This is a genomic window from Pseudomonas aeruginosa, assembly GCF_001457615.1.
In the GTDB taxonomy this organism is placed as follows: domain Bacteria; phylum Pseudomonadota; class Gammaproteobacteria; order Pseudomonadales; family Pseudomonadaceae; genus Pseudomonas; species Pseudomonas aeruginosa.
In genome coordinates, this window is record NZ_LN831024.1 from 5,255,833 (window position 1) to 5,280,221 (window position 24,389).

General features: G+C 66.5%; 22 protein-coding genes and 1 tRNA gene. 14 read left to right on the top strand and 9 right to left on the bottom strand.

The window, feature by feature from the left end; all coding sequences use genetic code 11:
* Nucleotide 1: 1 nt before the first annotated feature.
* Nucleotides 2–2,374, top strand: a complete 2,373-nt coding sequence (locus AT700_RS24180; RefSeq protein WP_003114701.1) for a fimbria/pilus outer membrane usher protein — start codon at nucleotides 2–4, stop codon at nucleotides 2,372–2,374.
* Entirely contained in the window at nucleotides 2,371–3,318 is a 948-nt protein-coding gene (locus AT700_RS24185) for a spore coat U domain-containing protein (RefSeq protein ID WP_003099330.1), read from the top strand. Before AT700_RS24180 ends, AT700_RS24185 begins: the two co-directional genes overlap by 4 nt.
* 1 nt (nucleotide 3,319) lies before the next feature.
* On the opposite strand, the gene AT700_RS24190 is transcribed toward AT700_RS24185, so the two are convergent.
* The 3 genes from AT700_RS24190 to AT700_RS24200 all read right to left on the bottom strand — a co-directional run bounded on the left by AT700_RS24190 (nucleotide 3,320) and on the right by AT700_RS24200 (nucleotide 6,909).
* On the bottom strand, nucleotides 3,320–4,693 hold the full coding sequence (locus tag AT700_RS24190) for a spinster family MFS transporter (RefSeq protein WP_003099328.1): 1,374 nt from the start codon (nucleotides 4,691–4,693) through the stop codon (nucleotides 3,320–3,322).
* A 279-nt stretch (nucleotides 4,694–4,972) separates the two neighbouring features.
* Nucleotides 4,973–5,995 (bottom strand): ferrochelatase, encoded by a 1,023-nt coding sequence (gene hemH / locus AT700_RS24195; protein ID WP_003099324.1) that lies wholly within the window; start codon nucleotides 5,993–5,995, stop codon nucleotides 4,973–4,975.
* The gene (locus tag AT700_RS24200; RefSeq protein ID WP_003114699.1) at nucleotides 5,992–6,909 is read right to left on the bottom strand and encodes a TIGR01777 family oxidoreductase; all 918 of its coding nucleotides are present in this window, start codon (nucleotides 6,907–6,909) and stop codon (nucleotides 5,992–5,994) included. Before AT700_RS24200 ends, hemH begins: the two co-directional genes overlap by 4 nt.
* Before the next feature lie 413 nt (nucleotides 6,910–7,322).
* On the opposite strand from AT700_RS24200, the gene AT700_RS24205 reads away from it, so the two are divergent.
* From AT700_RS24205 to phrB, 4 genes are all read left to right on the top strand, one after another.
* Nucleotides 7,323–8,306: an NAD(P)/FAD-dependent oxidoreductase gene (locus AT700_RS24205; RefSeq protein WP_003099318.1), complete on the top strand. Its 984-nt coding sequence runs from the start codon at nucleotides 7,323–7,325 to the stop codon at nucleotides 8,304–8,306.
* 152 nt (nucleotides 8,307–8,458) lie between these two features.
* Entirely contained in the window at nucleotides 8,459–9,415 is a 957-nt protein-coding gene (locus AT700_RS24210) for a DUF523 and DUF1722 domain-containing protein (RefSeq protein ID WP_003099314.1), read from the top strand.
* A gap of 9 nt (nucleotides 9,416–9,424) precedes the next feature.
* Nucleotides 9,425–10,324: a MerR family transcriptional regulator gene (locus tag AT700_RS24215; RefSeq protein ID WP_003094990.1), complete on the top strand. Its 900-nt coding sequence runs from the start codon at nucleotides 9,425–9,427 to the stop codon at nucleotides 10,322–10,324.
* Nucleotides 10,321–11,766, top strand: coding sequence for a deoxyribodipyrimidine photo-lyase (phrB, locus tag AT700_RS24220; protein ID WP_003121048.1), 1,446 nt, complete (start codon nucleotides 10,321–10,323; stop codon nucleotides 11,764–11,766). Before AT700_RS24215 ends, phrB begins: the two co-directional genes overlap by 4 nt.
* 125 nt (nucleotides 11,767–11,891) lie before the next feature.
* On the opposite strand, the gene pagL is transcribed toward phrB, so the two are convergent.
* The 6 genes from pagL to hemA form a co-directional block, all read right to left on the bottom strand.
* A complete protein-coding gene (gene pagL, locus AT700_RS24225; protein WP_003099307.1) occupies nucleotides 11,892–12,413 on the bottom strand; it encodes a lipid A 3-O-deacylase in 522 nt (173 codons plus the stop codon).
* Between the two features lie 133 nt (nucleotides 12,414–12,546).
* Nucleotides 12,547–13,344 carry a glutamate racemase gene (gene murI, locus AT700_RS24230; protein ID WP_022580115.1) on the bottom strand — a complete coding sequence of 266 codons (798 nt, stop codon included), beginning with the start codon at nucleotides 13,342–13,344 and terminating at the stop codon, nucleotides 12,547–12,549.
* Nucleotides 13,334–14,092 (bottom strand): molybdopterin-synthase adenylyltransferase MoeB, encoded by a 759-nt coding sequence (locus AT700_RS24235; RefSeq protein WP_003099296.1) that lies wholly within the window; start codon nucleotides 14,090–14,092, stop codon nucleotides 13,334–13,336. Before AT700_RS24235 ends, murI begins: the two co-directional genes overlap by 11 nt.
* Nucleotides 14,086–14,916 carry a peptide chain release factor N(5)-glutamine methyltransferase gene (gene prmC, locus AT700_RS24240; protein WP_003117429.1) on the bottom strand — a complete coding sequence of 277 codons (831 nt, stop codon included), beginning with the start codon at nucleotides 14,914–14,916 and terminating at the stop codon, nucleotides 14,086–14,088. The genes AT700_RS24235 and prmC overlap by 7 nt, the downstream gene beginning before the upstream one ends.
* Nucleotide 14,917: 1 nt before the next feature.
* Nucleotides 14,918–16,000, bottom strand: coding sequence for a peptide chain release factor 1 (gene prfA / locus AT700_RS24245; RefSeq protein WP_003099290.1), 1,083 nt, complete (start codon nucleotides 15,998–16,000; stop codon nucleotides 14,918–14,920).
* A 17-nt stretch (nucleotides 16,001–16,017) separates the two neighbouring features.
* The gene (gene hemA, locus AT700_RS24250) at nucleotides 16,018–17,286 is read right to left on the bottom strand and encodes a glutamyl-tRNA reductase (protein ID WP_003095001.1); all 1,269 of its coding nucleotides are present in this window, start codon (nucleotides 17,284–17,286) and stop codon (nucleotides 16,018–16,020) included.
* A 143-nt stretch (nucleotides 17,287–17,429) separates the two neighbouring features.
* On the opposite strand from hemA, the gene lbcA reads away from it, so the two are divergent.
* The 8 genes from lbcA (at nucleotide 17,430) to ychF (ending at nucleotide 24,280) form a co-directional block, all read left to right on the top strand.
* On the top strand, nucleotides 17,430–19,202 hold the full coding sequence (gene lbcA / locus AT700_RS24255) for a proteolytic complex protein LbcA (RefSeq protein ID WP_003162407.1): 1,773 nt from the start codon (nucleotides 17,430–17,432) through the stop codon (nucleotides 19,200–19,202).
* Between the two features lie 4 nt (nucleotides 19,203–19,206).
* Nucleotides 19,207–19,824 carry a lipoprotein insertase outer membrane protein LolB gene (gene lolB / locus AT700_RS24260; RefSeq protein WP_003095005.1) on the top strand — a complete coding sequence of 206 codons (618 nt, stop codon included), beginning with the start codon at nucleotides 19,207–19,209 and terminating at the stop codon, nucleotides 19,822–19,824.
* 1 nt (nucleotide 19,825) lies between these two features.
* Entirely contained in the window at nucleotides 19,826–20,674 is an 849-nt protein-coding gene (ispE, locus tag AT700_RS24265) for a 4-(cytidine 5'-diphospho)-2-C-methyl-D-erythritol kinase (protein WP_003117426.1), read from the top strand.
* Nucleotides 20,675–20,710: 36 nt separating this feature from the next.
* A tRNA-Gln gene (locus tag AT700_RS24270) sits at nucleotides 20,711–20,785 on the top strand.
* 55 nt (nucleotides 20,786–20,840) lie between these two features.
* Nucleotides 20,841–21,782 (top strand): ribose-phosphate pyrophosphokinase, encoded by a 942-nt coding sequence (locus tag AT700_RS24275; RefSeq protein ID WP_003099281.1) that lies wholly within the window; start codon nucleotides 20,841–20,843, stop codon nucleotides 21,780–21,782.
* A gap of 116 nt (nucleotides 21,783–21,898) precedes the next feature.
* Complete coding sequence (locus tag AT700_RS24280) at nucleotides 21,899–22,513, top strand: 50S ribosomal protein L25/general stress protein Ctc (protein WP_003095013.1); 615 nt, start codon at nucleotides 21,899–21,901, stop codon at nucleotides 22,511–22,513.
* Nucleotides 22,514–22,554: 41 nt separating this feature from the next.
* Nucleotides 22,555–23,139, top strand: coding sequence for an aminoacyl-tRNA hydrolase (gene pth / locus AT700_RS24285; protein WP_003099278.1), 585 nt, complete (start codon nucleotides 22,555–22,557; stop codon nucleotides 23,137–23,139).
* Nucleotides 23,140–23,179: 40 nt separating this feature from the next.
* Nucleotides 23,180–24,280, top strand: coding sequence for a redox-regulated ATPase YchF (ychF, locus tag AT700_RS24290; RefSeq protein ID WP_003099270.1), 1,101 nt, complete (start codon nucleotides 23,180–23,182; stop codon nucleotides 24,278–24,280).
* Nucleotides 24,281–24,389: the final 109 nt, after the last annotated feature.

Consider the following 24,389-nt stretch of genomic DNA (forward strand, 5'->3'; position numbering starts at 1 on the left):
CGTGCCTCGCCCGTGTCAGCGGCGCTCTCGCCGCCACCGCTCGCTACTGATCGGCCTGGCGCTGCTCTCCCCTGTCCATGCGGCGGACTACCTGGCCGGACTGCCGCCGCCGCAACCCGCTCCGTCCGGCGGCGGCAACGTCCTCTACTACTTGGAACTGGTGATCAACGGCCGCGACAGCGGCCAGGTGGTGCCGGTCAACGCCGCCGATGGCCATTACCTGCTCGACGCCGCGGCCCTGCGCGAAGCCGGCGTGCGCCTGCCTGGCAACCCCGCCGGACAGGTCGCGGTGGACGCCCTGCCCGAGGTCCGGGCGGACTATGACAGCGCCAGCCAGCAACTGCACCTGCAAGTGCCGCCGGACTGGCTGCCGGAGCAGCGCTTCGACGATCCCGGACTGGTCGCCCGCGCCCCGGCGCGCAGCAGCCTCGGCGCGCTGTTCAACTACGACCTGTACTACTCGGACCCCGCCGACGGCGCCACGCCCTGGCTTTCCGCGCTGCTCGAGCAACGCCTGTTCGACGGCTTCGGGGTGATCTCCAACACCGGCGTCTACACCCGCTATTTCGGCGACGCCGACAACCTCGACAGCCGCTACCTGCGCTACGACACCTACTGGCTGTACAACGACGAACGCAACATGCACAGCTACCAACTGGGCGACTACGTCAACGGCGCGCTGAACTGGACCACCCCGGTACGCATGGGCGGCTTTCGCTTCGCCCGCAACTTCGGCGTACGTCCGGACCTGGTCACCTATCCGCTGCTGCGCTTCGACGGCCAGGCCGCCGTACCCAGCACCGTCGACCTGTTCATCAACGGCTACAAGGCCAGCAGCGCCGACCTGCAACCCGGTCCCTTCGCCATCAGCAACGTGCCGTACATCAACGGAGCCGGCGAAGCCACGGTGGTGACCACCGACGCCCAGGGTCGACAAGTGGTGACCAGCCTGCCGTTCTACGTATCCAACACCCTGCTGGCGCGCGGCCTGAGCGATTTCGACCTGTCCGTCGGGCGCCTGCGCGACGACTACGGCCTGCGCAACTTCTCCTATGCCGACAACGCCGCCAGCGGCATCTACCGCTACGGCGTCAGCGACCGCCTGACCCTCTCCACCCACGCCGAGGCCGCCAGCGACCTGCGCCTGCTCGGCATCGGCGGCGACATCGCCGTGGCCACCTTCGGCACCCTCAGCCTGGCGGCCAGCGGCAGCGACGGCCAGGGCGACAGCGGCCAGCAATACCTGCTCGGCTACTCCTACTATTCGCGACGGCTCGGCCTCAGCCTGCAACACATCGAGCGCAGCGCCGGCTATGGCGACCTCGGCACCCTGGACGGCGAGTACCAGTTGAGCCGGCGCACCGACCAGGCTACCGCCAGCCTGACCTTCGACGAGCAGGGCACCATCGGTACCGGCTACTTCGACATCCGCGCCCGCGACGGCAGCCGCACGCGCCTGGCCAACCTCTCCTACAGCCGCCCGATCGGCAGCCGCAGCAGCTTCTACCTGGCGCTGAACAAGGATCTCGACGGCGACGGCTACAGCGCGCTGATGCAACTGGTGATTCCCTTCGACATCAACGGCCTGCTGAACATCGGCGTCACCCGCGACAGCGACCGACGCTACAGCGAGCGGGTGATCTGGAGCCGCTCCACGCCGAGCCAGGGCGGCCTCGGCTGGAACCTCGGCTATGGCGGCGGCGCCAGCCGCTACCAGCAGGCCGACCTGACCTGGCGCATGCAGAACGTGCAACTGCAGGGCGGCCTTTATGGCGAGACCGGCAACTACACGCGCTGGGCCGATCTCAGCGGCTCGCTGGTATGGATGGACAACGCCGTGTTCGCCAGCAACCGGATCAACGACGCCTTCGTCCTGGTCAGCACCAAGGGTTATCCACAGGTGCCGATCCGCTACGAGAACCAACTGATGGGCAGCACCGACGACAACGGCCACCTGCTGGTGCCCTGGGTCGCGGCCTACTACCCGGCGAAGTTCCAGATCGAGCCGCTGGACCTTCCGGCCAACGTCAGCGCGCCCGAAGTCGAGCAGCGCGTGGCGGTACGCCAGGGCAGCGGCCTGCTGCTGGACTTCCCGATCCGTGCCGTAGTCGCCGCCAGCATCAGCCTGGTGGACGAGCGCGGCGAACCGCTGCCGCTGGGCAGCCAGGCCGAAGAAACCGGCAGCGGCCAGCGCGCCAGCGTCGGCTGGGACGGCCAGGTCTATTTCGAAGGATTGCAAAGCGACAACCAGCTACGCGTGGTCCGCCCCGACGGCCGGGCCTGCCAGGCACGCTTCCGCCTGGACACGCGCAAACCCACCGTCAGCCAGGTCGGCCCGCTGACCTGCTCGGCCCCGATCGGAGATACGCCATGAGCCGCCACTCCACGTCCGCCTGCCTGCTCGGCTTCGCTACGCTCTGCGCCAGCCCGTTGCTGCTCGCCGCCTGCACCACCAGCTCCGGCACCGGCAATTTCGGCAGCCTGAGCTCGTTCACCGTGGCCAGCACCGCCCAGACCATCACCGGCACCACCGGCTTCAAGTGCACCGGCAGCCTGTTGTCGATCCTCAGCACCAACACCATCGACGCGACCATCGCCAGCACCGCCAATCCGCTGGGCACCACGCCGCGGCTGTACAACGCCGCCAGCGGCACCTACCTGCCCTACAGTATCTGCAAGGACAACGGCTGCGGCACCGTCTACAACGTCGGCTCGACGGTACGCTGGAGCAGCACCACCTTCCTCGGCATCCTCGGCCTGTTCAACGCCACCGACGGCAGCCTGCCGCTGTACCTGCGCACCGCCACCGGGGTGACCCTGCCGGCCGGCACCTATACCGATACCATCGGCCTGAACTGGGCCTGGCACCTGTGCGCGGCGGGCATCGGCCCAGTCTGCGTATACGACGACGGCACCGCCAGCAGCAGCGTCAACGTTACCCTGACGGTGCTCAAGGACTGCTTCATCGACAGCGCTCCGGACCTCAGCTTCGGCAGCGCCGCGCTGGTCTCGGCCTTCACCGCGGTGAACCAGAACATTGGCGTGCGCTGCACCCTGAACGCCACCTATACCATCGGCTTCGACAACGGCAACAACTTCAGCGGCGGCTGGCGGCGAATGCTCAGCGGCGCCAACGCGATCCAGTACAACCTCTACAAACCGGGAGACTCGACGGTCTGGACCACCAGCAACACCCAGGCAGGCACCGGTAGCGGCGCCGCGCAGAACGTGCCGTACCGGGCCATCGTCAACCCGGCCCAGGGCAACGTCCCCGCCGGTACCTACAGCGATACCGTGCGGGTCATCCTCACCTACTGAGTCAGGCCGGCTGCCGGGACGCCTTCCAATCCTCGCCGCCCTCGCCTTCCCGTCGCAGGCTCCAGTCCTTCAGGTGCTCCAGGCTGGCGCGATAGGGCTTGAGGCCGATCCCCAGCAGGACCACCGCACCAAGCACCGCGGCCAGGGTCACCAGCAGCAGCGAGTAGCGCAGCGCCATGTCGTCGGCGAAGACGAAATCGGTGACCAACGCCACCGCCGTCGGGCCCACGCCGAGACCGAACAGGGTGACCACGAACAGGTAGATCGCCGAGGCCTGGCCGCGCATCGAGTTGGGCATGATCTCCTGGATCGCCGCCGGGGCCACGCCGAACGGCATGCTCAGGAAGAACACCGTCGGCGCCATCAGCGCCGCCGCCCAATTGGCGTTGTCCAGCAGCGGATAGACCAGGGTGAAGGGAATCACCGCCCAGGCGGCGAGCAGCCCGACGCGCATGTTCGCGTCGCTGCGCCCGCGCTTCGCCCAGTAGTCGGCCAGACGCCCGCCGAAGACGATGCCGAGACAGCCGAACACCGCGACGATGCTGCCGTAGACCACCCCGACATGACCGGCGTCCCAGCCGTGGGTGCGGACGAAGAAGGTCGGCACCCAGGCGCCGCTGCCGTAGCCGGCGAAGGACAGGCAGGCGAAACCGAAGTTGTGGCAGAGCACGGTCTTGCGGTTGGCCCGCAGGTAGGCGCCGACCTCGCCCAGCGGCACCGCCACGCCTGCGCCGACTCCGCGCCGGGCCGGCTCGCGGATAGCCAGCAGCAACAGGCAGAAGAGCACGCCGGCGGCGCCGAGGATGAGGAAGATCAGTTGCCACGGGCGCACCTCGCCGAACAGCGGCAGATGCACGTCGCCCTGGGCCGAGGCGAACTTGATCACCAGCCCGCCGAGCAGGAAGGCCAGCCCCGAGCCCAGGTAGATGCCCATCGAGTAGACGCTGATCGCCGTCGCCCGACGCTCGCGCGGGAAGCTGTCGGCGATCAGCGAATAGGCCGCTGGCGACAGCGCCGCCTCGCCGACCCCGACGCCGACCCGGAAGGTGAGGAATTGCCAATAGCTGCGCGCCAGACCGCAGGCCGCGGTCATCGCGCTCCACACCAGCACGCCGAACAGGATCAGGCCGCGCCGGCTGCGGTTGTCGGCCATGCGTCCGAGCGGGATACCGCAAAGGGTGTAGAACAGGGCGAAGGACAAGCCCATCAGCAGGCTCATTTCCGTATCGCTGATGGCCAGGTCGCGGCGGATCGGGCCGACCAGCAGGTTGAGGATCTGCCGGTCGATGAAGGACAGCACATAGGCGACCATGAGGATCGCCACCGTGGTCCAGGCCGCAAGGTTGGAGGGATAGCCGTTATTGTTGTTATGCATGCCGAACTCCTGGACGCCGCCGAAGCGGCGGATGCGAAGGGAGGGTCGACAGGCAGGATAAGCCGGCAACATCCGGGCTTATACCCAGGGCAAGGGACTATAGAACTGCTGAATGCGGGAAGCGGGTTCCGGCGAATGACCGCCAGGTCATTCGCCGCCGCATGCGCTCAGAGCCTGTCCAGCATCTCGCGAGCTGGGCGGGGAAGCGGAGCTGACGAGCGGCAAATGAGCACTTCAAAGCCGTCATACCGCGCCGCGCAGCGGATCATGAACAGGCTCTCAGAGCGGCCTGGCCAAGCGCCCGCTCATCTCGGCCAGGGCGCCGACCCAGGCGGGGTGGTCGTTGAGGCAGGGAATCAGCACCAGGTCCTCGCCGCCGGCACTGATGAACTGCTCGCGGCCGCGCATGCCGATTTCCTCCAGGGTCTCGATGCAGTCGGCAACGAACGCCGGACACATCACCAGCAGGCGCTTCACCCCGCGCTGCACCAGTTCGTCGAGCTTGGCGTCGGTATAGGGCTCGATCCACTTGGCGCGCCCCAGGCGCGACTGGAACGACACCGACCAGCGCCCCTGCTCCAGGCCGGCGCGCTCGGCGAAGGCCTCGGCGGTGCGCAGGCACTGGCTGCGGTAGCAGAGGGCGAGGGCTTCGGGGCTGACGTTGCGGCTGTTCTCGGCCAGCAGGTCGTGGGCAGGATCCTTCACCAGCTTGCGGATGTGCCGCTCGGGCAAGCCATGGAAGCTCAGCAACAGATGGTCGTGGGGCTGCTGCAGGTACGGACGCACGCTTTCCACCAGGGCATCGAGGTAGACCGGCTGGTCGTAGAACGGCGGCAGCGTGCTGACCTCCAGGCCCAGGCGATGGGCGGCGATCACCCGGCGCACCTCCTGTTCGGCGGTGGTCGTGGTGCTGTCGGCGAACTGCGGATACAGCGGCGCCAGGGTCACCCGCCGGATACCACGGCGCGCCAGGTCGAGCAGGACCTTCTCGATGGCCGGCTGGCCGTAGCGCATCGCCAGTTCCACCGGCCCATGCGGCCAGTGCGGCTTCATCGCCTCCTGCAGGCGACGACTGAGGACGATCAGTGGCGACCCTTCGTCCCACCAGATCGAGCTGTAGGCGTGCGCCGATTCGGCCGGACGCTTGATCAGGATCAGCGACACCAGCAGGCGCCGCAGCGGCCAGGGCAGGTCGACCACGTAGGGATCCATGAGGAACTGGTCGAGATAGCGGCGGACATCCTCCACCCGGGTCGAATCCGGGGAGCCCAGGTTGAGCAACAGCAGGGCATTCTCGGTCATGCCTGATCCTTTCGTCGGGCGTCCAGGACATCGGCCAGCGCCACGTCCAGGTCGGTGAATTGAAAACGGTAGCCGGCGTCCTGCAAGCGTTGCGGCAAGGCTCGCTGGCCGCCGAGCAGCAATCCGGACATTTCTCCCAGCCCGAGGCGCAGGACGAACCCGGGGGTCGGTATCCGCGCCGGCTTGTGCAGCGCCCGGCCCAGGGCCTTGGCGAAATCGCGGTTGCGCACCGGGTTGGGAGCGCACGCATTATAGGGACCGCTGGCATCGGGCCGCCGCAAAAGAAAATCGATCAGCTCGATTTGATCCTCGATATGAATCCACGGCATCCATTGCCGGCCGTCACCCAGCGGTCCGCCCAGGCCGAGCCGGTAGAGCGGCAACAGGCGCCCGAGGAAGCCGCCCTCGGGGGCCAGCACCAGGCCGGTGCGCAACAGCACGACACGGGTGCCGAGCTTCTCCGCCTCGCGGGCGATCTGCTCCCAGGCGAGGCATAGCTCGCTGGCGAAATCCTCGCCGGCCGCCGCCCCCTCCTCGGTCACCGGGCGCTCGCCGCTGTCGCCATACCAACCCACCGCAGAACCCGATAACAGAAGGTCCGGGCGCTGCTCGCGAGCGTCCAGCCATTCCACCAGGCGCTCGGTAAGGCGTACCCGGCTTTCCCACAGCAGCGCCTTGCGCTTGTGACTCCAGGGTTTGTCCGCGATCGGCTCGCCGGCCAGGTTGACCACCGCGTCGAGCGGCTGGTCGCCGTACTCGTCGAAACGATCGATGCCGCGCACGCCGACGCCGCACAGCGATTCCACCTGCTGCGGCCGCCGGCTGAACACGGTCAGCCGGTGCCCGGCCTGTCGCCAGCGGGCGCACAGGCGGCGCCCCATCAGGCCGGTACCGCCGGTCAAGAGAATGTGCATGGCTGTCTCCTCGTTTTGCCTGCGTGCCCTTTCAGTCTGGACCCTGGACATCGATCTGCCCGATGACCGTGCATCCTTCCCCCATTCCGGCGTTATCCTGTGGATGGAAGATCCGTCGGCTCCGGCCGGGGAACCCTGGCGTCGTTTTCGACTCAGCCAAGGAACAGGGCTTGCATCGCACTGGTGCCTTAGTGAACGGCGCCAGCCGTCTATTCTTCAGATAACTCGGTTGATACTTCCGAACGGAACGTCTGAAGGTTCGACAGGCCAGGAAGCGAGCCGTGCGCCGCAGGCGCGCCATCGGCGCGATGCAAGGTGCGCCTCGAAGCACGCGCAATACTGTACATTAAATCAAGCTTGTACAAGAAACCTGATTCGCCTGTCCAGACGCTACACAACCAGAGAGGCATGTCATGAGCGTCCCCATCGCCATCATCGGTACTGGCATCGCCGGGCTTTCCGCCGCCCACGCATTGAGATCCGCCGGCCAGACCGTACAACTGTTCGACAAGGGCCACGGCAGCGGCGGCCGCATGGCCAGCAAGCGCAGCGAGGCCGGCACGCTGGACCTCGGCGCGCAATACTTCACCGCCCGCGACCGGCGCTTCCTCGACGCCTTGCAACACTGGCGCGAGGAAGGCTGGGTGGACGAGTGGAAACCCGCTCTCTACCAATACCGCGACGGCCAGCTGAGCCCCTCCCCGGACGAGCAGCCACGCTGGGTCGGCATCCCACGGATGAGTGCGATCACCCGCGCCCTGCTCACCGATCTGCAAGTGGTCTTCTCCTGCCGCATCACCGAGGTCTTCCGCGGCAAGCAACACTGGCACCTGCAGGACGCCGAGGGACAGAACCACGGTCCGTTCAACCAGGTCCTGATCGCCATCCCCGCTCCCCAGGCCACGCCGCTGCTGGCCAGCGTGCCGAAACTGGCGGCCACCGCCGCGAGCGTGGTCATGGAGCCGACCTGGGCGGTGGCGCTAGGCTTCCGCGAGGTACTCGACACCCCGGTGCAGGGCTGCTTCGTGCACGACAGTCCGATCGCCTGGCTGGCCTGCAATCGCAGCAAGCCGGGGCGCGACACCACCCTCGACACCTGGGTGCTGCACGCCACCAGCCAGTGGAGCCGGCAGCACATCGACATGGCCAAGGAGGACGTGGTCGAGCACCTGCGCTGCGCCTTCGCCGAAGTGATCGGCTGCGCCGTACCGGAAGCCGCCTTCAGCATCGCCCACCGCTGGCTCTATGCACGCCCGGCGGAGGCCCACCAGTGGGGCGCCCTCGGCGATCCCGACCTGGGCATCTACGCCTGCGGCGACTGGTGCTCCAGCGGCCGCGTCGAAGGCGCCTGGCTCAGCGGCCAGGAAGCCGCGCGGCGCCTGCTGGAACATCTCTGAGGGGATCGGGCCGTCGCCTGGCGGCCCGATGTGACAAGAAAATACCTATACAAATACATTGACCTGTACAAGATAAGTTCTAGGATGTGTCGTATGACCGCCTGGCTGTCGAGCTGCGCGCGAACCTCCTTTCCCCTCGGGAGACGACACCGATGCACGAATCTCACCCTTCCCTGACGCCCCGACTCGGCATCAGCGCCTGCCTGCTCGGCGAACCGGTGCGCTTCAACGGCGGCCACAAGCGATCCGCGCTTTGCGAGGAACTGGCGCGACACGTCGAGTTCGTCTCCTTCTGCCCGGAACAGGCCATCGGCCTGGGCACGCCGCGCCCGGCGATTCGCCTGGAAGGCACTCCGGAAGCCGCCGAGGCGCGGAGCCGCGACGGCCTGGCGGTCGGCGGAGCGCTCGCCGAATATGCGCGGCGGGTGGCGCAACGGGCGGATACGCTGGACGGTTTCATCTTCATGCAACGCTCGCCGTCCTGCGGGCTGCAACGGGTCAAGGTCTATCCAGAAGGCGGCGGCGCGCCGCGCGCCGAAGGCCGTGGACGCTTCGCCGCAGCCCTTTGCGAAGCCTTGCCGGAGCTACCGGTGGAAGAAGAAGGCCGGCTGCACGATCCGGTCCTGCGGGAGAACTTCCTCACCCGCGTGTATGCCCATGCCCACTGGCAGGCCCTGCGCCAGCGCGGCCTCAGCCATTCGGCCATCGTCGCCTTCCATAGCCGCTACAAGTACCAGTTGCTGGCCCATTCGCCGGAGCACTACCGCAGCCTCGGCCGCCTGCTCGGCGAAGCCGGCCACTACCAGCCGGAAGCCCTCGGCACTCGCTACTTCGGCGAGCTGATGCAGGGCTTGCGCCGCTGCGCGACCCGCGGCAGCCATGGCAACGTGTTGCTGCACCTGAGCGGCTACCTGAAACGCGACCTCGCAACCGAAGACAGGCGTGAATTGCGCGAGCTGATCGAGCAATACCGGCATGGCAGCGTGCCGCTGGTGGTACCGCTGACCCTGCTAAAGCACCACTTCCGTCGCCACCCGCATGCATACATCGCCCAGCAGGCCTACCTGCAACCGCACCCGACCGAACTCGGCCTGCGCAACGCGCTCTAGGATTTCCCGATGAACTCGCCCCACCTCGAACGCGGCGGCCTGCCGATCCGCGAAGTCACTCGTCTGACCGGCGTCCATCCGGTCACCCTGCGCGCCTGGGAGCGCCGCTATGGCCTGGTGGTGCCGCAACGCACCGGCAAGGGGCACCGGCTCTACAGCGAAGAGCAGGTCGAGCGCATCCGCCGGATACTCGTCTGGCTCGAGCGTGGCGTCGCCATCAGCCAGGTGCGCGCGCTGCTGGAGCGTCCGGAGGAAACCCCGGCGGCGGATGTCGAATCCCCCTGGGAACGCCTGCACGAACAGCTGCTGGACGCCATCGCCGCGCTGGCCGAGCGACGCCTCGACGATCTGTTCAACCAGGCCGCGTCGCTCTATCCGGTAGCGACCCTCTGCGAAAAGCTTCTGCAACCCTTGCTGCAGCACCTCGAACGACGCTGGCAGGGACAGTTCGGCGCGCGCATGGAGCGGGCCTTCTTCTTCTCCTGGTTGCGCAGCAAGCTGGGCGCCCGCCTTTATCACCAGCAACGGCTGCAACAGGGCGCGCCGCTGCTGCTGGTCAACCAGTCCGAGCTGTCGCTGGAACCGAACCTCTGGCTGTGCAGTTGGTTGCTCGGCAGCGGCGAGGTGCCGCTGCAGGTCTTCGACTGGCCGCTGCCACCGGCCGAACTGGCCCTGGCCTGCGAACGCCTGGAAGCTCGCGGCGTGTTGCTGTACGCCAGTCATCGCCTCAATCCGGAGCACCTGCCGCGCCTGCTGGCAGGGGTGAGCTGCCCGGTGGTGCTGGTCGGACCGGCCGTGGAGATCCAGCGCGAAGCCTTCGAAACCCTGGCGCTAACTGGCCTGCTGCTGGCGAGCACGCCCCTGGAAGCCCGCCGCCTGCTCGGCGAACGAGGTCTGTTGAACCCATGAACGGACTTCCGATGAACCTGATCTGGTTTCGCTGCGACCTGCGAACCACCGATAACAGCGCGCTCCTCGCCGCCGCCGATGGGCGCCCTTGCGTGGCTCTCTACCTGCTCAGCCCGGCGCAGTGGCGGGAACACGACGATGCGCCCTGCAAGGTCGACTTCTGGCTGCGCAACCTGGGCGAGCTGCAACGCCAGCTCGCCGCGCTGAACATCCCGCTGCTGGTGCGCGACTGCGGCCACTGGCGGCAAGCCCCGGAAGTCATCGGCCGGCTCTGTCGGGAACTGGGAGTCGGCGCGGTACACGTCAACCAGGAATACGGGGTGAACGAGGAACGCCGCGACCAGGCCGTCGGCCAACGCCTGCGTGAACAGGGCGTGGCCTTCCACAGCCACCTCGACCAGCTGTTCTTCGCCCCCGGCTCGGTGCTGACCCGAACTGGCGGCTATTTCCAGGTGTTCAGCCAGTTCCGCAAGGTCTGCCACGAACGGCTGTACCAGGCCCTGCCGGGTGTCCGCCCGCGTCCGCAGCCCCAGCCACCGCACGCGCTGGCCAGCGACCCGCTGCCGGATGCCGTGCCCGCCTTCCCGCGGCCGGCCGATAGCTTGCGCCGCCTCTGGCCGGCAGGCGAAGAGGTAGCGCAGGAACGCCTGCGCGACTTCGCCGACCAGCACCTGGCCGACTACCATGAACGGCGCGACTTCCCGGCGCTTCCCGGCACCAGCCAACTGTCGCCCTACCTGGCCGCCGGCGTACTCTCGCCCAGGCAATGCCTGGACGCCGCGCTGGTTGCCAACCGCGGCGAGTTCAGCGGCGGCCAGCAAGGCGCCGCGACCTGGATCAACGAACTGCTCTGGCGCGAGTTCTACAAGCACATCCTGGTCGGCTACCCACGGGTCTCCCGGCACCGCCCCTTCCGCGAGGAGACCGAAGCCCTGCGCTGGCGCCAGGCCCCGGCGGAACTCGAAGCCTGGCAACAGGGGCGCACCGGCATACCGATCATCGACGCGGCAATGCGCCAGTTGCTCGCCACCGGCTGGATGCACAATCGCCTGCGGATGGTGGTAGCGATGTTCCTCAGCAAGAACCTGCTGATCGACTGGCGCGAAGGCGAACGCTGGTTCATGCGCCACCTCATCGACGGCGACCTGGCGGCGAACAACGGCGGCTGGCAGTGGAGCGCATCCACCGGCACCGACGCCGTCCCCTACTTCCGCCTGTTCAATCCGCTCTCGCAGTCCGAACGCTTCGATCCACGCGGCGAGTTCATCCGCCACTGGCTGCCGGAACTGGCCGGCCTGGAGCGCAAGGCGATCCACGATCCGTCCAGCCTGGGGCTGTTCGCCGGGGTCGACTATCCACGGCCGATGGTCGACCTGAAGGCCAGCCGCGAACGGGCGCTGGCGGCTTTCCGCAACCTGCCGCCGCGCGATGGTCGCGCGTAGGGCGCGTCAGCGAGCTATCGCCTCCCGCCAAATGGCTCGCTCTTTCCATAGTGCGGTGCGGCGTGGTGGAAGAATCGCAGGCATGAAAAAGCCGGGATGAACCCGGCTTTTTTCGACCGTGCCGACTAGATCGGGATCTTGTAGAACAGGCTGTAGGACTCGATACCGTCGTTCGGCTGTTTCAGGCCGGCGTTGGAATAGTGGATCGCCCGAACGCCGACCGACTGGCCGTTGGCGAACTTCAGGCCGGCACCGATGCGGTCTTCGAAGTTCAGGGAGGAACCCAGGTTCTGGTCGCCGACACGGGTGCCGGAGAACGCCGCCACGCCGATACCGGCCTCGATGAATGGCTTGATCGAGTCGCCGGCGAACTCGTAGACGAATACCGGAGCGAACGACAGCGAATGCTTGCCGGCGCCTTCATCGCCACCTTCCCAATAGGTGTAGCCCGCATCCCAGTAGCCGGTCAGGCGCCCGGTGGAGGTCTGCCACCAGCTCTTGTCCCAATCCCAGCTCAGGCCCAGGCGATAGGTCATGCCCGACTGGCCGGTCGCACCGACGGCGGCCGAGACGTCCGCCGCCTGGGCGGAGGCCACGTGGACGGAGGAAAGTGCGGCCAGAACGGCCAGCGGAAGTAGTTTCTTCATTGAAACGTCCTTTTCGAAAGTTGCATGAAAGCCCCCGCATTCAAGCTGCGCATTATAAGAGCGCACTTACTAAAGCAGATACTAGACCAAACGCTTTAGTTCAAAAAATCGCTGTCACGTCTGCCAGGCACGACTAAACGACTAATTTTCCTACGCTTTCCGGGCTTCCCCAGAGGATCGGCAGGATCCTTTCCATCTCCTCCGGCAGCGCGCTGGTCCAGAAACGTGGCGTCGCGGCCTGGCCAGAGGCCAGTAGCGCCCGCGCCGACAATACGCGCTCCAACTGCCGGGCGACAGCCGCTCCCGTATCGATCACCGCCATCTCCGTCGGGATCAGCTCGGCCAGCAGGGGTTTGACGAAGGGATAATGAGTACAGCCGAGGATCAGCGTATCGCAGCCCTGTTCGAGGATGGGCGCCAGCAGGCGTTCCAGCAGTGCCCGGGTTTGCGGCCCATAGAGATCGCCGGCTTCGATGCGCTCGACCAGCCCCGGGCAGGGCTGGGTGAAGACCTGTACGTCGCTGGCGAAGCGGTCGAGCAAGGCGGCGAAACGCGCGCTCTTCAGAGTTCCGGTGGTGGCCAGGACGCCGACCCGACCGTTGCGGGTGGCCGCCGCGGCCGGCTTCACCGCCGGCTCCATGGCCACCAGCGGCACCTGCGGATAACGTTCGCGCAATTCCGCCGCAGCCGCAGCCGTCGCGGTATTGCAGGCCAGTACCAGAGCCTTGGCGCCCTGCTCCAGAAGGAAATCACCGATCCGCTCGCAGCGTTCGCGGATGTACTCCGCGCTCTTCTCGCCGTAGGGCACATGGGCGTTGTCGGCGACGTAGAGCAACGATTCGGATGGCAGGCGCGCGCGAATCTCACGCAATACGCTGAGCCCGCCGACCCCGGAATCGAAAACGCCGACCGCGGCCGACTCAACCGCCATGGCGTTGCCCGCAGACGGCACAGGAAGGATCGCGACGCACCCGCAATTCGCGGAAGCGCGTGCCGAGGGCGTCCACCAGCAGCAGGCGGCCCACCAGCGGTTCGCCGAAACCGGCCAGCAGCTTGAGCGCCTCCAGCGCCTGCAGGCTACCGACCAGCCCCACCAGCGGACCGATCACGCCGGCCTCGCTGCAGGTCAGCTCGGCCTCGCTGCCGTGCCCGTAGAGGCAGTGGTAGCAGGGGCTTTCGTCGCGGCGGGTATCGAATACCGAAAGCTGGCCCTCGAGACGGATCGCCGCGCCGCTGACCAGGGGCTTGCCGGCGCGCACGCAGGCGACGTTGACCGCCTCGCGGGTGGCGAAGTTGTCGGTGCAGTCGAGCACCAGGTCGACCGCCGCCACGGCGGCATCGAGGGAGTCCTTGTCCAGCGCGGCGCTATGGCTGACCAGGCGGATCTGCGGATTCAGCGCGCCCAGCCGGCGCATCGCCGACTCCACCTTGCCGACACCGACGCTGGTGCCATCGTGGATGACCTGCCGTTGCAGGTTGGTCAGGTCGACCGTATCGAAATCCGCCAGGTGCAGCTCGCCGACCCCGGCCGCGGCCAGGTACAGCGCCACCGGCGAACCCAGGCCGCCAAGACCGACGATCAGTGCGCGGCTGCGCTTCAGGCGCAGCTGGCCCTCGACGTCGACCTGCGCCAGCAGGATCTGGCGACTGTAGCGCAGCAGTTCCTCGTCGCTCAGCATACCCATTGTCCGAGAGTGATCCGCTCGTTGCCGCCGAGGTCGCGCAACGTATGTACCCCGGCGAAGCCGCGGGCGCCGAGCAGTTCGCGCACAGCCGCCCCTTGATCATAGCCGTGCTCGAGCAGCAACCAGCCTTCGTCCAGCAAATGCTGCGGCGCCTGGGCGACGATCTGGCGGATATCGTCGAGGCCATCGCTACCCGCGACCAGCGCGCTCTTCGGCTCGAAGCGCACGTCGCCCTCGCTCAGGTGCGGATCGCTGGCAGGGATATACGGCGGATTGCCGACGATCATCCGGAAGCGTCGGCCATCGAGAGCGGAGAACCAGTGGCTGCGGCGCACCTCGACGTTCTCCAGGAGCAGCCGCTGGCGATTGCGCTCGGCCAGCGCCACGGCCTCTTCCACGCGGTCCACCGCAGTCACCGTCCACAGCGGCCGTTCGCTGGCCAGGGCCAGGGCGATGGCGCCGGTGCCGGTGCCCAGGTCGAGCACGGTAGCGGTGTCCGCCGCGAGGGTCGCCAGCGCGGTTTCCACCAGCAGTTCGGTGTCCGGGCGCGGGATCAGGGTGTGTGGCGCGACCTCCAGGTCCAGGCTCCAGAAGCCCTGGTGGCCAAGTATGTAGGCCACCGGCTCGCCGTTGCGCCGACGGGCGATCCAGTCGTCGAACCGCTCGTTGGCCTCGCGCGGCACGATGCGCTCCGGCCAGGTACGCAGGAAGCTGCGCGGCTTGCCCATCGCCGCCGCCAGCAGCAACTCGGTGTCGAGCCGGGCGCTGGGCGAATCGGGCAGTTGGGAATCCTTGAGAAGGGTACAGATAGTGGTCATGTCAGTCGCCCAGGGCCGCCAGTTGATCGGCCTGGTATTCCTGCAGCAGCGGCTCGATCACCTGTTCCACCGCGCCCTCCATCACCTCGCCCAGGGAGTACAGGGTGAGGTTGATGCGATGGTCGGTGACCCGCCCTTGCGGGAAGTTGTAGGTACGGATGCGCTCCGAGCGGTCGCCCGAGCCCACCAGCAGCTTGCGCGTGCTGGCGATCGCCTGCTGCGCCGCGGCCTGCTGCTGGTCGTTGAGCTTGGCCGCCAGCCAGGCCATGGCCTTGGCGCGGTTCTTGTGCTGCGAGCGCTCTTCCTGGCACTCGACCACGATGCCGCTGGGAATGTGGGTGATGCGCACCGCCGAGTCGGTCTTGTTGACGTGCTGGCCGCCGGCACCGGAGGAACGGTAGGTGTCCACCCGCAGGTCGGCCGGGTTGATCTCGATCGCTGCCTGCTCGTCCGGCTCCGGCAGCACCGCGACGGTGCAGGCGGAAGTGTGGATCCGGCCCTGGGATTCGGTTTCCGGCACCCGCTGCACGCGGTGCGCGCCGGACTCGAACTTGAGCTTGGCGTAGACGTTGTCGCCCTCGACCCGGGCAATCACTTCCTTGTAGCCACCGTGCTCGCCCTCGTTCTCCGACAGCGTCTCGACCCGCCAGCCCTGGCGCTCGGCGTAGCGCGAATACATGCGGAACAGGTCGCCGGAGAAGATCGCCGCCTCGTCGCCACCGGTGCCGGCACGGATCTCCAGGAACACGTTGCGGCTGTCGTTGGGATCCTTCGGCAGCAGCATGCGCTGCAGGCTGTCGCCGAGGGCGGCGAGGCGGCCGCGCGCTTCGGCGACCTCCTCCTCGGCGAGGTCGCGCAACTCCGGGTCGCTGTCCTTGAGCAACGCCTGGGCACCCTCGAGGTCGGCCTGCACCTTGCGGTAGTCGCGGAACGCCAGGATCACCGGTTCGACCTCGGCGTACTCGCGGGAATAGGCGCGGAAGCGGGTCTGGTCACTGATCACCTCGGCGTCGCCGAGCAGCGCCGTCAGTTCTTCGTAGCGATCGCTGAGGACATCCAGCTTTTTCAGCAGAGAAGCTTTCATGCAGGCATAGGTACCGGTCAGTGGCGCGGCGCGCCCTCGTCGAGGGCGAACAGCTCCTGGGCCAGGGCCAGCGCGTCGATGCGGCCCTCGGCGGACATTTTCTTCATCTGCACGCTGGGCGCGTGCAGCAGTTTGTTGGTCAGGCCGCGGGCCAGCTGGGCCATCACCTCGGCGGGGTCGGCACCGTTGGCCAGTTGCCGCTGGGCCTTGCCCAGCTCCTCATCGCGCAGGCGCTCGGCCTGCTGCCGATAGGCGCGCAGCACGTCCACCGCGGCCAGTTCGCGCAGGCGCTGCATGAACTCGGCGACGCCGCTGCCGACCAGTTCCTCGGCGGCCTGGGCAGCGCCCTGGCGGCTCTTGAGATTCTCCGCCACTACTTCGTGGAGGTCGTCGACGCTATAGAGGTAGACGTCGTCCAGTTCGCCGACTTCCGGCTCGATGTCGCGCGGCACGGCGATGTCGACCATGAACATCGGCTTGTGCTTGCGCTGCTTCAGCGCGCGCTCCACGGCGCCCTTGCCGAGGATCGGCAACTGGCTGGCAGTGGAGCTGATGACGATATCGCTGTTGGCCAACTCCTCGGGTATCTCCGAAAGCAGCACCGCATGGGCGCCGAACTGCTCGGCGAGCAGGCTGGCGCGCTCCAGGGTGCGGTTGGCCACCACGATGCGCTTCACGCCTTGCTCGAACAGGTGGCGCGCGACCAGGGTGATGGTCTCGCCGGCGCCGATCAGCAGCGCCTGGCTGCGGTGCAGGTCGCTGAAGATCTGCTTGGCCAGGCTCACCGCGGCGAACGCCACGGACACCGGGTTCTCGCCGATGGCGGTATCGGTGCGGACGGTCTTCGCCGTACTGAAGGTGGCCTGGAACAGGCGGCCGAGCAGCGGACCGACGGTGCCGGCCTCGCGCGCGACGGCGTAGGCCGACTTCATCTGGCCGAGGATCTGCGGCTCGCCGAGGACCATCGAGTCGAGGCCGGAGGCCACGCGCATCATGTGGCGCACCGCGTCTTCGTCCTGGTGCACATAGGCACAGGCGCGCAACTCGTCGAGAGTCAGGCGATGGTAGTCCGCCAGCCAGGCGAGCACGTCGTCCGCGGTCGGATGGTCGATCTCCAGGTAGAGTTCGCTCCGGTTGCAGGTCGACAGGATGGCCGCCTCGCGGCTGGTGGTCAGGCGGCAGAGCTGCTGCAGCGCCTCGACCATCTGTTCCGGAGTGAAAGCCACGCGCTCGCGGACAGCCACCGAGGCGGTCTTGTGATTGATGCCGAGGGCAATGAAGGCCATGCAGGATCGCTGAGCTAATCGGGGAAACGCGCAATTCTCCTACTTCGCCAAGGGCAGGACAACCATTGCCGATGTATTGACCCCATAGACAGCTTCGTCGACGCCCGTCCCGGCCCCCTTGGGCTTGCCGGACGGCTTATGTCATGATGGCGCCACCCTCGCAGGTTCAAGGCCGGCTTTCTTCCTCTATGAACAAATCCCTTGCGCTGCTGACCGTCACGCTGCTGCTCGGCGGCTGCCAGTCACTTATCCACAAGACTCCCGATGGCACCCCGCCGGTGGAAGACACCGCGGTCGAGACCAAGGCCAAGCCGGAAAAGTACGGCTCCTTCAGCGAGGACAGCCTGTATTCGCTGCTGGTGGCCGAACTGGCCGGGCAGCGCAACCGCTTCGACATCGCCCTGAGCAACTATGTGGTGCAGGCGCAGAAAACCCGCGACCCCGGGGTTTCCGAGCGCGCCTTCCGCATCGCCGAATACCTCGGCGCCGACCAGGAAGCCCTCGACACCTCCCTGCTCTGGGCGCGCAGCGCGCCGGACAACCTCGATGCCCAACGCGCCGCCGCGATCCAGTTGGCCCGCGCCGGGCGCTACGAGGAGTCCATGGTGTACATGGAGAAGGTCCTCAACGGCCAGGGCGACACGCACTTCGACTTCCTCGCCCTGTCTGCCGCGGAGACCGACCCGGATACCCGCGCCGGCCTGCTGCAGAGCTTCGACCACCTGTTGAAGAAATACCCGAACAACGGCCAGTTGCTGTTCGGCAAGGCCCTGCTGCTGCAACAGGACGGCCGCCCGGATGAAGCCCTGACCCTGCTCGAGGACAACTCCGCAAGCCGCCACGAAGTCGCCCCGCTGCTGCTCCGCTCGCGCCTGTTGCAGAGCATGAAGCGCAGCGACGAGGCCCTGCCGCTGCTCAAGGCCGGGATCAAGGAACACCCGGACGACAAACGCGTGCGCCTCGCCTACGCGCGCCTGCTGGTGGAGCAGAATCGCCTGGACGACGCCAAGGCCGAGTTCGCCGGACTGGTCCAGCAATTCCCCGACGACGACGACCTGCGTTTCTCCCTGGCGCTGGTCTGCCTGGAAGCCCAGGCCTGGGACGAAGCCAGGATCTACCTGGAAGAACTGGTCGAGCGCGACAGCCACGTCGACGCCGCCCACTTCAACCTCGGACGCCTCGCCGAGGAACAGAAGGACACCGCGCGTGCCCTCGACGAGTACGCCCAGGTTGGTCCGGGCAATGACTTCCTCCCGGCGCAACTGCGCCAGACCGACGTCCTGCTCAAGGCCGGTCGCGTCGACGAAGCCGCCCAGCGCCTGGACAAGGCGCGCAGCGAGCAACCCGACTACGCCATCCAGCTGTACCTGATCGAAGCCGAGGCGCTGTCCAACAACGACCAGCAGGAAAAGGCCTGGCAGGCCATCCAGGAGGGTCTGAAGCAGTACCCGGAGGACCTCAACCTGCTCTACACCCGCTCGATGCTGGCGGAGAAGCGCAACGACCTGGCGCAGATGGAAAAGGACCTGCGCTTCGTCATCGCCCGCGAGCCGGACAACGCCATGGCCCTCAACGCCCTCGGCTACACCCTGGCCGACCGCACTACCCGCTACACCGAGGCGCGCGAGCTGATCCTCAAGGCGCACAAGCTGAACCCGGACGACCCGGCGATCCTCGACAGCATGGGCTGGATCAACTATCGCCAGGGCAAGCTGGCGGACGCCGAGCGCTACCTGCGCCAGGCGCTGCAGCGCTACCCCGACCACGAGGTCGCCGCGCACCTGGGCGAAGTCCTCTGGGCCCAGGGGCGCCAAGACGACGCCCGAGCCATCTGGCGCGAATACCTCGACAAGCAGCCCGACAGCGACGTGCTGCGCCGCACCATCAAGCGCCTGACCGGCGCCGAGACTCCTTGAAACCATGCGTCTACGTCTTTTCCTCGCCGCCTCCGCGCTGGCCCTGCTCAGCGGCTGCGCCGGCCTGACCTCCCACGAAGCCCTGGAAGGCCAGGGCGATGCGCAGACCTGGAAAACCCACAAGCAGCAACTCAGCGAGCTGGATGCCTGGCAGATCGACGGCAAGGTCGGCATCCGCGCCCCGCGCGACTCCGGCAGCGGCACCCTGTTCTGGCTGCAGCGCCAGGGCTACTACGACATCCGCCTGTCCGGCCCGCTCGGCCGCGGCGCAGCACGCCTGACCGGGCGTGAAGGCGCGGTGAGCCTGGAAGTCGCCGGTCAGGGCCGCTACCAGGCGGAGTCCCCGGAAGCACTGCTGGAAGAACAACTAGGCTGGCGCCTGCCGGTCTCGCACCTGCTCTGGTGGGTACGCGGCCTCCCGGCGCCGGACAGCAAGAGCCGCCTGACCCTCGACGCCGACAGTCGCCTGGCGCGCCTGGAACAGGACGGCTGGCAGATCGAATACACCCGCTACGCCGAACAGAACGGCTACTGGCTACCCGAGCGCCTGAAGCTGCACGGCCAGGACCTCGACGTCACCCTGGTGATCAAGGACTGGCAGCCGCGCCAGCTCGGCCGCTGACATGAGCGTGCGCCTCAGCCTGCCAGCCCCGGCCAAGCTCAATCTGTTCCTGCATATCCTCGGCCGCCGCGACGATGGCTATCACGAGTTGCAGACCCTGTTCCAATTCCTCGACCACGGCGACGAGCTGCATTTCGAAGCCCGCCAGGACGGCCAGGTACGCCTGCACACGGAAATCGCCGGGGTGCCGCACGACAGCAACCTGATCGTGCGCGCCGCGCGCGGGCTGCAGGAAGCCTCCGGCAGCCCGCAAGGCGTCGACATCTGGCTGGACAAGCGCTTGCCCATGGGGGGCGGCATCGGCGGCGGCAGCTCCGACGCCGCCACGACGCTCCTGGCCTTGAACCATCTCTGGCAACTCGGCTGGGACGAGGACCGCATCGCCGCCCTGGGCCTGCGCCTGGGCGCCGACGTGCCGGTCTTCACCCGCGGACGCGCGGCTTTCGCCGAGGGCGTGGGCGAAAAGCTTACCCCGGTGGACATCCCGGAGCCCTGGTATCTCGTCGTGGTTCCGCAAGTACTTGTCAGCACAGCAGAAATTTTTTCAGATCCACTGTTGACACGCGATTCTCCCGCCATTAAAGTGCGCACCGTTCTCGAGGGGGACAGCCGAAACGACTGTCAGCCGGTAGTCGAGAGGCGTTACCCAGAAGTTCGTAACGCTTTGATCTTGCTAAACAAATTTGTTTCAGCTAGATTAACCGGCACTGGAGGTTGTGTGTTTGGGAGCTTCCCAAACAAAGCTGAAGCTGATAAAGTCTCGGCCCTTCTTCCAGGCCACCTTCAGAGGTTCGTCGCCAAAGGAAGCAACATCTCGATGTTGCACCGGAAGCTGGAAACTCTGGTCTGAGAAAGGAATGCCGAAACGGCATTCGAGCAATACCACAGGGGCGTCGCCAAGCGGTAAGGCAGCAGGTTTTGATCCTGCCATGCGTTGGTTCGAATCCAGCCGCCCCTGCCATTTTCCTCTTCTGTATTTCATCCGGATCCCTTCGGTCGACACAGGTACCTGTAGCGTGTCCAAGATGATGGTCTTCACGGGGAACGCTAACCCCGATCTTGCACGACGCGTCGTGCGTCAGCTGCACATTCCTCTTGGCGATGTTTCAGTTGGCAAATTCTCCGATGGCGAAATCAGCGTCGAAATCAACGAAAACGTCCGCGGCAAGGACGTATTCCTGATTCAGCCGACCTGCGCGCCGACCAACGACAACCTGATGGAACTGGTGGTGATGGCCGATGCCTTCCGCCGCTCCTCGGCCACTCGTATCACCGCTGTCATCCCCTACTTCGGCTATGCTCGCCAGGATCGCCGTCCGCGTTCCGCCCGCGTGGCCATCAGCGCCAAGGTAGTGGCCGACATGCTGACCGTCGTCGGGGTCAACCGTGTCCTCACGGTCGACCTGCACGCGGATCAGATCCAGGGCTTCTTCGATATCCCGGTAGACAACATCTACGGTTCCCCCGTGCTGGTGGACGATATCGAAGACCAGCGCTTCGAGAACCTGATGATCGTCTCCCCGGACATCGGCGGCGTGGTGCGCGCGCGCGCCGTGGCCAAGTCCCTGGGCGTTGACCTTGCGATCATCGACAAGCGTCGTCCCAAGGCCAACCAGTCCGAAGTGATGCACATCATCGGTGACGTCGAAGGCCGTACCTGCGTACTGGTAGACGACATGGTCGATACCGCCGGCACCCTCGGTCACGCCGCCAAGGCCCTGAAAGAGCACGGCGCCGCCAAGGTCATCGCCTACTGCACCCACCCGGTGCTGTCCGGCCGTGCCATCGAGAACATCGAGAAATCCGTACTGGACGAGCTGGTGGTGACCAACACCATCCCGCTGTCCGCCGCTGCCCAGGCCTGTGGCCGCATCCGCCAGCTGGACATCGCTCCGGTCGTTGCGGAAGCCATGCGCCGGATCAGCAACGAAGAATCGATCAGCGCGATGTTCCGCTGAGGCCCAGCCTCGGCGAACGCGCCTGAACGAAAACGCCCCGCTCCGGCGGGGCCTTTGAAATCGCCCGAACGCTGGTCGCAAGCGTTCGGGCGCATTGTTATTTTTGGAGATACACAATGGTCGACTTTATTCTGAATGCCCAAGTGCGTTCCGATCTGGGGAAAGGTGCGAGCCGCCGCCTGCGTCGTAACGCCGGTCTGGTTCCTGCTGTCGTTTACGGCGGCGACAAAGAGCCCCAGTCCGTAACCCTGGAACTGCGCGAAATCGCCAAGCTCCTGGAAAACGAGGCTGCCTTCAGCCACGTGATCGCCCTGAACGTTGGCGGCGCCAAGGAAACCGTACTGATCAAGGCCCTGCAGCGCCATCCGGCGAAAGGCTTCGTGATGCACGCCGACTTCCTGCGCGTGGTCGCCGACCACAAGCTGACCGCCCACGTACCGCTGCACTTCATCAACGAAGAAGTAGCCGTTGGCGTCAAGCAATCCGGTGGCGAGATCTCCCACACCATCTCCGAAGTCGAAGTTTCCTGCCTGCCGAAAGACCTGCCGGAATTCATCGAAGTCGACATGGCCAAGGTCGAGCTGGGCCAGATCGTTCACCTGTCGGACCTCAAGGCTCCGAAAGGCGTCGAGCTGGTACAACTGGCCCACGGCAACGATCTGGCCGTTGCCAACATCCACGCTTCCCGCGTGGTGAAGGAAGAAGGTAGCGAAGAAGGCGCCGCCGAGTAATTCATTACTCGATCGCCTTTTTATAGAGAGGGGCTCCCGTCGTGACTGCCGTACAACTGATCGTTGGCCTGGGAAACCCGGGTCCTGAATACGACCAGACCCGGCATAACGCGGGGGCCCTTTTCGTTGAGCGCCTGGCGCATGCCCAGGGCGTCAGCCTCGTGGCTGACCGCAAGTATTTCGGCCTGGTCGGCAAGTTCAGCCACCAGGGCAAGGACGTTCGTCTGTTGATCCCGACTACCTACATGAACCGCAGCGGCCAGTCCGTGGCGGCGCTGGCGGGATTCTTCCGGATCGCCCCGGACGCCATCCTGGTCGCCCACGACGAACTCGACATGCCCCCTGGCGTCGCCAAGCTCAAGACCGGCGGCGGACACGGCGGGCACAACGGGTTGCGCGATATCATCGCCCAGCTCGGCAATCAGAATTCTTTCCATCGCCTGCGGCTTGGCATCGGCCATCCGGGGCACAGCAGCCTGGTTTCCGGTTACGTGCTCGGCCGCGCCCCGCGCAGCGAGCAGGAACTGCTCGACACCAGCATCGACTTCGCCCTCGGCGTGCTGCCGGAAATGCTCGCCGGGGACTGGACCCGGGCGATGCAGAAGCTGCACAGCCAGAAGGCCTGAACCACTTTTCTAGCGCCTGTCTGAGCGCGAGGGACATAGCATGGGATTCAACTGCGGCATCGTCGGCCTGCCCAACGTCGGCAAGTCCACCCTGTTCAACGCCCTGACCAAATCCGGTATCGCGGCGGAAAACTTCCCGTTCTGCACCATCGAGCCGAACAGCGGCATCGTGCCGATGCCCGACGCGCGCCTGAACGCCCTGGCCGAGATCGTCAAGCCCGAGCGCGTACTGCCCACCACAATGGAATTCGTCGACATCGCCGGCCTGGTGGCGGGCGCCTCCAAGGGTGAGGGCCTGGGCAACAAGTTCCTCGCCAACATCCGCGAGACCGACGCCATCGCCCACGTGGTGCGCTGCTTCGAAGACGACAACGTGATCCACGTGTCCAACAGTGTCGACCCCAAGCGCGACATCGAGATCATCGACCTCGAACTGATCTTCGCCGACCTCGACAGCTGCGAGAAGCAACTGCAGAAAGTCGCCCGCAACGCCAAGGGCGGCGACAAGGAAGCCCTGGCCCAGAAGGCCCTGCTGGAAAAGCTCATCCCCCACTTCACCGAGGGCAAGCCGGCGCGTTCGCTGCTGAAGAACCTCGGTGACGAGGAGAAGCGCCTGGTGCGCAGCTTCCACCTGCTGACCAGCAAGCCGGTGATGTACATCGCCAACGTCGCCGAGGACGGCTTCGAGAACAACCCGCACCTGGATGTGGTAAAGGCCATCGCCGAGGAAGAAGGCGCGGTGGTGGTGCCTGTGTGCAACAAGATCGAAGCCGAGATCGCCGAGCTGGAAGACGGCGAAGAGAAGGACATGTTCCTCGAGTCCCTCGGTCTCGAGGAGCCCGGCCTGAACCGTGTGATCCGTGCCGGCTACGGCCTGCTCAACCTGCAGACCTACTTCACCGCCGGGGTGAAGGAAGTCCGCGCCTGGACCGTCCGCGTCGGCGCCACCGCCCCGCAGGCCGCCGGCGTGATCCACACCGACTTCGAGAAAGGCTTCATCCGCGCCGAAGTGGTCGCCTACGACGACTTCATCCAGTTCAAGGGCGAACAGGGCGCCAAGGAAGCCGGTAAATGGCGCCTGGAAGGCAAGGACTACATCGTCAAGGACGGCGACGTGATGCATTTCCGCTTCAACGTGTAATCCCCTTCCCGTCCCAGGAAAGCCCCGGCCAAGTGCCGGGGCTTTTTCGTTCCCGTCCCTCCCCACCGCCCGCTCTCCGGCGATCCGACCCCTTCCGTCTAAACGATTG

Coding starts and splice junctions, on each gene's coding strand:
- AT700_RS24185 (WP_003099330.1), top strand. CDS start 2,371: ATGAGCCGCCACTCCACGTCCGCCTGCCTGCTCGGCTTCGCTACGCTC.
- AT700_RS24190 (WP_003099328.1), bottom strand. CDS start 4,693: ATGCATAACAACAATAACGGCTATCCCTCCAACCTTGCGGCCTGGACC.
- hemH (WP_003099324.1), bottom strand. CDS start 5,995: ATGACCGAGAATGCCCTGCTGTTGCTCAACCTGGGCTCCCCGGATTCG.
- AT700_RS24200 (WP_003114699.1), bottom strand. CDS start 6,909: ATGCACATTCTCTTGACCGGCGGTACCGGCCTGATGGGGCGCCGCCTG.
- AT700_RS24205 (WP_003099318.1), top strand. CDS start 7,323: ATGAGCGTCCCCATCGCCATCATCGGTACTGGCATCGCCGGGCTTTCC.
- AT700_RS24210 (WP_003099314.1), top strand. CDS start 8,459: ATGCACGAATCTCACCCTTCCCTGACGCCCCGACTCGGCATCAGCGCC.
- AT700_RS24215 (WP_003094990.1), top strand. CDS start 9,425: ATGAACTCGCCCCACCTCGAACGCGGCGGCCTGCCGATCCGCGAAGTC.
- phrB (WP_003121048.1), top strand. CDS start 10,321: ATGAACGGACTTCCGATGAACCTGATCTGGTTTCGCTGCGACCTGCGA.
- pagL (WP_003099307.1), bottom strand. CDS start 12,413: ATGAAGAAACTACTTCCGCTGGCCGTTCTGGCCGCACTTTCCTCCGTC.
- murI (WP_022580115.1), bottom strand. CDS start 13,344: ATGGCGGTTGAGTCGGCCGCGGTCGGCGTTTTCGATTCCGGGGTCGGC.
- AT700_RS24235 (WP_003099296.1), bottom strand. CDS start 14,092: ATGCTGAGCGACGAGGAACTGCTGCGCTACAGTCGCCAGATCCTGCTG.
- prmC (WP_003117429.1), bottom strand. CDS start 14,916: ATGACCACTATCTGTACCCTTCTCAAGGATTCCCAACTGCCCGATTCG.
- prfA (WP_003099290.1), bottom strand. CDS start 16,000: ATGAAAGCTTCTCTGCTGAAAAAGCTGGATGTCCTCAGCGATCGCTAC.
- hemA (WP_003095001.1), bottom strand. CDS start 17,286: ATGGCCTTCATTGCCCTCGGCATCAATCACAAGACCGCCTCGGTGGCT.
- lbcA (WP_003162407.1), top strand. CDS start 17,430: ATGATGGCGCCACCCTCGCAGGTTCAAGGCCGGCTTTCTTCCTCTATG.
- lolB (WP_003095005.1), top strand. CDS start 19,207: ATGCGTCTACGTCTTTTCCTCGCCGCCTCCGCGCTGGCCCTGCTCAGC.
- ispE (WP_003117426.1), top strand. CDS start 19,826: ATGAGCGTGCGCCTCAGCCTGCCAGCCCCGGCCAAGCTCAATCTGTTC.
- AT700_RS24280 (WP_003095013.1), top strand. CDS start 21,899: ATGGTCGACTTTATTCTGAATGCCCAAGTGCGTTCCGATCTGGGGAAA.
- ychF (WP_003099270.1), top strand. CDS start 23,180: ATGGGATTCAACTGCGGCATCGTCGGCCTGCCCAACGTCGGCAAGTCC.